The organism is Candidatus Ulvibacter alkanivorans (genome assembly GCF_003333325.1).
In the GTDB taxonomy this organism is placed as follows: domain Bacteria; phylum Bacteroidota; class Bacteroidia; order Flavobacteriales; family Flavobacteriaceae; genus Ulvibacter_A; species Ulvibacter_A alkanivorans.
Genome location: NZ_QOLC01000011.1, coordinates 1 through 9664, shown reverse-complemented (window position 1 = coordinate 9664; position 9664 = coordinate 1). Strand labels below are relative to the sequence as shown.

Here is a 9664-nt window from a genome sequence, read left to right as displayed (position 1 = left end):
TATCCATTCCTGTAGCAGTAGCTTGGTTTACTACAACCTGATTGTCAATATCAGACTGAGTGATCGTATAACTCGCAGTAAAGGTCGAATCGTCAACCTCTCCAGGCTCTAAGACAGCTATTGGACCTCCCTCTAACTCAATACCAGGCAACGGATCACTCAAGGTGATATCGTACAAGGTCACATTACCCGTATTCGTTACTATGAAAATGTAAGAAATAGTCTCGCCTTCGTCGGCATTACCATTACCATTCTCATCGTTGAACACGCCTGTCTTTTCTAACGACAAACTAGCAGTTCTACACAAGGTTGTAATAGTAGGATCGTCTTCAAGATTACTATTGTTATCAGACAGGTCTGTTACTACATCACCATTAGGTGCTGTACCTTCAGCTGTCGCCTGATTCGTAATCGTTCCTGCATCAACATCCTCTTGAGTAACAATATATACTGCAGAGAAGGTTTCGGTATCTGTTTCTTGTGCTGCCAGTGTTACCGGACCGCCTGTAACAGTTACCATAGGGTCACTAACTGTAACGTCTGTTAAGGTCACGTTTCCTGTATTGGTAACAAAGAAGTCGTATACAATAGTTTCACCTACATCGGCACAACCGTTTCCATTATCATCGAGTGGAGTACCCACTTTAATTACGGCTATCGCAGGACCTTGACATATATCTGTAATAGTTACAGCATCATCAAACTCACTATTTGGGTGAGAAAGGTCAGAAATTGGAATACCATCTGGTGGTGTTCCTGTTACCGTTGCTTGATTCTCAACAAATCCTGCATCGATATCTGCTTGAGTAAGTACATACACTGCCGAGAATTCTGTGTCATTCGAACTAAATGGAGCTAATGTAATAGGTCCACCTTGTACATTTACAAAATCATCGGTCACATCTACATTCGTCAAGGTTACGTTCCCTAAGTTAAATACTGTAAAGTTATAGGTAATCGTTTCCTTCGGATCTGCACACCCGTCACTATCAAGGTCATTAAAAGTTCCTTGCTTAACGATTGCGATAAATGGTGTCTGACAAATTTCAACAACAGTTGGATCGTCTTCAGTAAAGACAGATTCATCAGAAAGATCATTTACAACAGTTCCGTTAGGCGATGTACCTTCCGCGGTTGCCTGGTTTGTCACTTGACCTGCATCTATGTCTGCCTGAGTTAAAATATAATCGGCCGTATAAATCCAAGTTTCTGTCAAGTCCAAATTACCATCGGCGTTCGTATCACCAGATACGAATACGATTGGAACCACCGGGTTTGGCGCTTCTAATAATGGATCGGAAATCGCTATACTAGATAATGTTACGTTTCCATTATTGATCACGGTAAAGGTATACTGTAAGGTATCTCCTTCTTCAGGACATCCTCCACCTAGGCTTTCTAGTAATTCACCAGACTTCACAATTGCGATCGAAGCATTTTGACATAGCGTTGTAACCGTAGGATCATCTTCTAATGCACTATCGTCATCAGATAGATCATCTACAATGGTTCCATCAGGTGCTGTACCTTCTGCCGTTGCTTGGTTACTAAATTCACCGGCATCGATATCGGCCTGAGTGATCGTATACGTTCCGGTAAAGGTCGTGTTATCTGAAGCTCCCACTGCCAAGGTAGCCAATGGTCCACCTGTTACAGTGGTTCCAAGGTCGGTAACTGTGATGTTAGACAGTGTTACGTTTCCGGTATTGATAACCGTAAATTCGTAACTTATTGTTTCGTCTACATCTGCACAACCGTCTTGGTCTTCATCGTTAAATGTTCCAACTTTTATCAATGCAATAGCTGGATCCTGACAAACATCAGTTACTGTTGGATCATCCTCTAATACGCTTGATTCGTCGGAAAGATCGCTAACAACAGTAGAATCCGGTGCAGTACCTTCGGCCGTAGCCTGATTTGTAACTTCTCCGGCATCTATATCATCTTGTGTGATGGTATAAGTTGCCTCGTAGATCCATGTTTCAGTAACCTGCAGGATTCCATCACCATCATCACCAGATACCAATATAATTGGCACTACCGGATTCGGTGCTTCTAATAGTGGGTCGGTCACAGTGATGTTCGAGAGACTCACGTTTCCTTCATTTGTTACTGTAAAAGTGTAATCTAATTTTTCACCCGGATCTGAACATCCACTTTGGTCATCATCATTCAGTATTCCAGTTTTTACAATTGCAATATTTGCTTCTTGACAAACTGTAATTACAGTAGTATCATCTTCAAGAGTACTGTTATCGTCGGAAAGATCTGTAACTACCGTTGAATCCGGTGCTGTTCCTTCGGCGGTTGCCTGATTAATAACTTCTCCGGCATCAATGTCTGTTTGTGTAATAGCATATGTTGCTTCATACACCCATACTTCATTCAACTGAAGGATTCCGTCACCATCATCACCAGAAACCAATACGATTGGTACAACCGGGTTTGGTGCCTCCAACAGTGGATCGGTCACATTAATATTCGATAAACTTACGTTTCCTTCATTGGTTACGACAAAAGTGTAGTCGAGACTTTCTCCCGGATCTGCACAACCACTTTGGTTATCATCGTTTAGTATTCCCATTTTCACAATAGCGATGGCCGGGTTTTGACACACAGGTGTCACTGTAGGGTCATCCTCCACTGTACTTGTTTCATCTGAAAGATCTGTAACAGTAGTACCATCTTCATCTGTTCCTTCAACCGTCGCCTGATTAGTAATTTCTCCAGCGTCTATATCTGCTTGTGTTAACGAATATGCGGCTTCATACACCCATGTTTCCGAAGTCTGAAGAATTCCATCTCCATCATCTCCAGATACCAATACAATAGGTACAACTGGGTTTGGTGCCTCCAATAACGGATCGGTCACCATCACATTAAGCAACTCAACATTTCCTTCGTTGGTCACTGTAAAGGTATATTCTATTGTTTCACCCGGATCTGCACACTGATCACCGTTTCCATCAACGAATTGTCCAGACTTCACAATGGCTATTGCCGGCGCAGGTGTTTGTTCTATTAATATGTAAACAGTTGCTTGATCGGTAGCCACCGGGCTGCCATCATCGAAGATCGCATATACGAACTGGTCGTTTCCTGTAAATCCAGCAGTAGGTGTATATGTAAAGTCACCATTTGCACTTATAGAAACCGTTCCATTTGAAGGTCCGCTCACCGGGGAAATAGTCGTATCCACCATTTGAGCATCGTTCTCCGGATCGTTATCGTTCGCAAGTACATTTCCGAGGATATCTTGATCCTGTTCTCCATAATACGAATCATCATTCGCAACAGTTATATTATTAAGGTCATCTATGATATAGATCGTCACCGTTGCTGTATCACACAAAGCAGGAGTGCCATTATCACAAATCGTATACTCGAATGTATCTTCTCCAACAAATCCCGGATCAGGTGTGTAGGTATAAGTTCCATCTGGATTCACTACCACACTTCCATTAGGTGGGTTTGTATTTGATGTTACTGTAATAGGGTCGCCGTCAAGGTCATAATCGTTAACGATCACGTTCCCATCAACAGGTGTATCAATTTCTGTCACATTAGTATCATTGTTTGCAATAGGCGGATCGTTTCCAATAATAGGATCGTCGACAATCTCGATAGTCACAACAGCTGTATCACAAGCTATTGGGTTTCCTCCATCACACACTTGATATTCAAAAGAATCTTCCCCAACATAATCCAAAGCAGGCGTATACGTATAAGTTCCATCTGTATTGAAGACCAATGTACCATTAGAAGGGCCGGTCACCAAGGTAAACACCTCTGTATTTGCGGGTCCGTCTAAGTTATCGTCATTTGTTCCAACATCGCCATCAACCGGCAAGTTTACAAAAGTGTCGTTGATGTCGTCAATTGCTAGAATCGTATTACCTATAGTTCCTACAAGGATAATTACGGTAGCACTATCGGTAGCCACAGGACTTCCATTATCAAAGATCGTGTACACAAAACTATCAGGCCCACTATACCCGGCATCCGGAGTATAGGTAAAACTACCATCTGCATTAAGTGTCACACTTCCGTTGCTAGGACCACTCGATGGACTAATAGCAATATCTACTGTTTGATCGTCTCCCTCAGGATCGGTATCATTATCCAATACATTGGATGTAACAGCTACTCCTATTTGAGTGAAGTAGGCATCATCTACCGCCGTAGTAATATTATCAGGTGTATCCAACACTTGGATGGTCACCGTAGCTGTATCACACAAGGCAGGTGTACCATTATCACAGATCGTGTACTGGAAGGTGTCTTCCCCTACATAATCCGTCGGTGGTGTATAGGTATAACTTCCATCAGGATTCAACGTAACACTTACTCCCTGAGCAGTCGTAACTGTTGGGGTCGTAATAGTGATAGGATCACCGTCCGGATCGTAATCATTCGGAAGTACATTACCATCTACAGGTACATTCACCTGAGTAGCATTCGTATCGGCATTAGCAACAGGTGGATCATTCTCCGACCCATCTCGTGGCTCTACCTCTATATAAACCACAGCACTATCACAGGCCTGTGGATTCCCATCATCACATATCGTATAAATAAAACTATCCTCTCCTATATAATCGGTCGGTGGTGTATAGGTATACGCACCAGTTACCGCATCTATAGTAACAACAACTCCCTGAACTGTCGTTACCGTAGTAGTAGTTACCGTCTGAGTATCGCCCTCTAAATCAAAATCGTTCGTAAGTACATTACCAGAGACAGGTACATTGACAAAAGTGTCGTTGATATCATCTACTGCAACTGTACAATTTTCCAAAATTGTAATATCGATCGAAGCTTCACATCCATTAGCATCAATTACGCTTATAGTATGTGCGCCTTCAGAAACATTATTAAATGTACCTGAAGCCTGTAATGCTCCACCATCTAAACTATATTGATATCCCGGTGTTCCTCCAGAGGCTTCTACGGTGATTGAACTTGCTCGATTACAAACTATATCGGTTTGAGCTGTTATACTCAACGATAATGCTTCGTCCGGCTGCATCACTGTAGCAGAATCTGTTAACGTACATCCATTAGCATCTGTAATTAATACAGAATATGTACCAGCTGTTAAATTAAAAAGGTCTTCGGTTACTTCACCATTTGGACTCCAATCGAAAAGATAAGGAGGGGTTCCACCTGTTACTGTAAGGTCAAGTGACCCGGTCTCTTCGCCGAAACAAGAAACGTTGGTAACTGCGATTCCGGAACTTAATGCGCTTGGTTCACCTACCGTAGTCGTTGAAGTAGCAGTACAAAGTGTGCTATCATCAGTTACTGTTACGGTATATGTACCAGCTGCAAGACCTGTAATTGTTTGTGTGGTTTGCCCACCCGGACTCCATGAATATGAGAATGGTCCTAATCCGCCTGACACACCTACAGTAGCTGTACCATCGCTTCCACCATTACAAGACACCGGTGTTGACGAGGCATTGGCCGTAAGGTCACGACACGATCCCGGGTTCACTGTAACAGTAGCAGTTGCCATACAACCGTTAGCGTCGGTAACTGTTACTGTATAATCTCCTGCACTTAAACCTGTAATGGTTTGCGTTGTTTCTCCTCCAGGACTCCATGAATAGGAGTAAGGGGGTGTACCACCCGATGGGTTTGCCGTAGCAGTACCATCTCCTGTTGTTGGACCTGTTTCATCTGTAGCAGATGCTGTGACATTTAATGCGGTAGAAGGCTGTGTAATCGTAATACTTTGTTCTACCGGCAAACATAAAGTCCCATCGATGGTTACACTTACCGTATAAACACCAGCTGCTAAATCACTTATTGTACTTGTTGTTACTCCGGCATCCACTTGAGGGGGTGTTGTATTCCATGTAAAAGTAAAAGTAGCTCCAGGATTGGCAACAGAGCTTGCGCTTACCGTTGCACTTCCGGTTTCGTCTCCTCTACATAAAACATTGGTGACATCATCTACATTAATTACCGCATCACAATCCGGTACACAGTCGATAACCACACCTTGCTCTAAAGTACAACCATTGGCGTCGGTTACAACGACAGTGTGAGTTCCTGCCGGTAAGTTGGTAGCCGTCATCGTAGTTTGGCTTCCAGCACTAACACTCCACTGGTATGTATATGGTCCTACACCTCCTGACGGAGTTGCGGTCGCCTCACCGTTTGCACACGCACCTGTTGCGGTAGCATTCATTTTAGTTATCTGGATGCTTAACGGTTCCGGTTGTGTTAGTGTAACACTAATCGTGTCAGAATTTCCTAAAGAATCTTCGACAGCGATGGTATACACTCCTGCTGGTAAATTATCGAAGGTACCACTTGCTTGTGGTGTTCCCCCATTTAGACTATAGGAGTACGGAGGCACTCCACCTGTAGCAGAGACAGTTATTGAACCTGTACTATCACCATTACATAGTATATCTGTTTTTTCAACTAACTCTAATACTACTTCAATACCGTCTACGAAGTCATTTCCACAAGAAGATTGCAGGTCAATGGTTCGAGTAATTAAGTTATCATTAGCGCCGTCCACATCGGAAATAGAAATGTATCCCGGTAAGTCGTTCTCTCGTATTTCATACACTACTTCTACTTGAGCTTCAGGAATTTCTGCTACGGCGATATAGTTACCATCTCCATCCGTTTGTACGGTTTGTGAACTACCATCGTCTCCGGTGATATCAATATCTACATTGGCTAACGGATTTCCGTCGTCATCACTTACGTTTCCGCAGATAACAGGATAGGTGATCAATACCGAGTTTGGATCGTTATAATCTGCACAACTTAAATTAAGTGAATAATAGCGATCACTGTTACCCCCTGTCTTACCAATACGATAATTTAAAGAAGATTTTGTTTCCCAGTAATTGCTGAATGTAAAACGCGGATCTAAGGATACGTCGTCTCCGGGCGCTGTTACTACGGTATTCGCCTGTCCTCTAATAAAAGTGGCTGTCTGGGTAATGTTCAAAACAGTATTGTTGCTTATAAAATAAGCATCCGGCAAGCTTACTTCTGCATATTCTTGGGTGCTGTTCCCATCGCCGTCGATATCGAGAGGCGTTCCGAAGAAAGATATATCGACTTCATCGCCATAACTACCTCCAGATTCTACAATTGTAATATTGAAAAGTACACTTTGGTCATTTCCGTTGGTACTATTAATTCTTGGCTGAAAGGCTTCGGGTAAGCCTGAAGACGTTACGTCAATATTCAATAAAGACGCGCCTCCGGTAAATTCTTCAATTCGCACCAATGCATCTAAGGTCATCCCATTAGGGTTGCCCGGAAAGACGTCGGCAAAACGGTATACGGCGCCAACTTGAAGATCGTTTCCTGAAACTAACTGCGGATTTACAAAATTTGAATCCTTATATAAAGGTGAGCAATTACAATCGCGCGGTGTTGGCGGTGGTCCCGGTAATGGAACAATAGTAGGATCGTCTTGATCGTTTCTGTTATCGTCGGAAAGATCGACGGTACTCCCTATACATCCTGTGCCTGCAACTGGTGCCAAAGGACCGTTATTTCTACTTGTACCACTAATGACTTCAAAATCACCAAATACAGCTCCGGGCCCTATGGGCTCTGAACAACTTGTATGGATCTCTTGTTCATGACTGTTATTAATAAAAATATTAATTTCCGGTCCAAAAGTATTTTGCGGGGGATCTTGACCGAAGAACTCGAATCGCTCTCCCGGCTGGACTATGCCTTCAAATACTGTTTGTCCGTCATGCTCTACGACGCGAATTAACGCATCAATAACGTTTCCTTGGTATTCCAGTTCGAGCGCAGTAACCTGACCGCTACAATTACCGTTAGGATCTACGGGTTCTGAATCGAAACACCCTTCTACTCTTGCTTGATTTTCTACAAATCCAGCATTCACATCGGCTTGTGTAATTGAGTAGGTTGCGGTAAATGCTGAATTATTCGATTGTCCCGGTTCAAGTGTAGCTAAAGATCCAGAAACCGTAACTAAAGGATCTTCAATTGTAATATCTTGTAAAGGTGTTTGACCGGTATTGGTAACGGTAAATTCGTAGCTAACAGTTTCACCTGCTTCAGCACTTCCGTTCCCATTTTCATCATTAAACACACCTGTCTTAATTAATGCGATCTCTGGATTATCTTCACAAACGGCATCTACATTTACACCACTTGCAATAACCCATGATTGGCCATTAACATTTTGGCCATTTTGGTTGTGTCGAGTATCTACTGTGATCTGTACTTCGGTAACATCACCTGGTACATCCCTTAATATAAGCGTTGGTATTGCCAAACAGCAAGTTCCTTGATCTAAGGAAGTGTCGGGTCCATATAGAAAAATCTCATCCGATTTTCCGGCAGCTTCAGCTTTCAGTTTTAAATATCTTCCATCCGGTGTTAATTCTGAAACCGGTGTTTCGATAATCAAATCCCTTGGTACATTAAACGAAGGGATTTCTATAGTAATCGTTTCAAGGTCATTATACCCACTCATTGTAGTAAACACTCCTGCGCTTCCGGAAGCCCCCGGAGCATTTCTAAATGCATACACCACTAATGATTGAAGTTGACACTTGTTATTGTTATTGGTATAAGTAACAGAACTTGTGTTCCCTTGTATCAAACCTCGGTATACCCAAATATTAGAACTGTTCCCAAAAGGAACCGATCTATCTAGCGTATGCGAATTATTCGAGGAATCTCTTATTTGGATCGAAGATCCCGGGTTGCTTCCTTTGTAGACAATCTCTACTACATATTGATAGATACTTGAAGCATCAGGCAAGGTGCCGGTAGTAGTTGTTTCATTACAATTTGCATTGAAACCGTATTCGTCCACTCTTCTGTCGTCACCGCATTCGAAGAACCAACCATCGTTTGTTGCGACAGCATTCATTGCCGAATTAGATTTGAAGGATAATGCTCCAACCAAACCGCTTGCTGCAAATTTTTCTGCACTGCTTATAGTTGTCGCTTCTTCGTTGTTCTCTTCTGGAACAATTGTGGCAGGACGCCCGCTCATTAGAATAACAGAAAATAGAAGAACAAGTAAACTTATTTTTCTATAAATACTATTATGTGCTGAAGTTAAAGTAATGTTATGCATACTCTTATGTTTTTTTATAAAAATTGTGTAGTAAAAAATGCCCCAACTGCATTGTAGTTACTCTCGGAATATCAAATATACGTAGGAAAAACTGTTAAGGATTTACAAATAGTTAAGTATTAGTTGAACTGTAAAATATTCTCGTTGAATGACATAAAATTTACGATTTTAACCTTTTTTTTTGTAGGAAAAGAACATACGTATAAACACGTACATCCTTGTTATATATAGTGTAATGCGTATTAAATTTGTGAGAATAGTTTTCCGAAGACATCTTCAAGTAATTCTAAAATCCTACAAATAATTTAAGTATTTTTCTATGTAGGAAAACGTTAAATAAAGAAAAAACGCCCAGTTCAAAATTGGGCGTTTTATTGAAAAATAATATTGGTTATCGTGAATTTCAGTAAGTTAATTTTTACTGATTTTTAAGTTCTTTTTTTTCTTCGGAAGAATACTATGTTTATATACTATTCTTCTTTTAGAAGAATCTTGGTGTTAACACACGTTCTGGTTTGTTAAATATATCGAAGCGAATAATAGCCTCATACGAACCAT

General features: G+C 41.7%; 1 protein-coding gene. It reads right to left on the bottom strand.

Annotated elements, in window-relative coordinates; all coding sequences use genetic code 11:
* The coding region (locus DWA30_RS00670; protein ID WP_136073119.1) for a CLIPPER-2 domain-containing protein at nucleotides 1-9106 on the bottom strand (9106 nt) is incomplete at its 3' end.
* Nucleotides 9107-9664 lie beyond the last annotated feature (558 nt).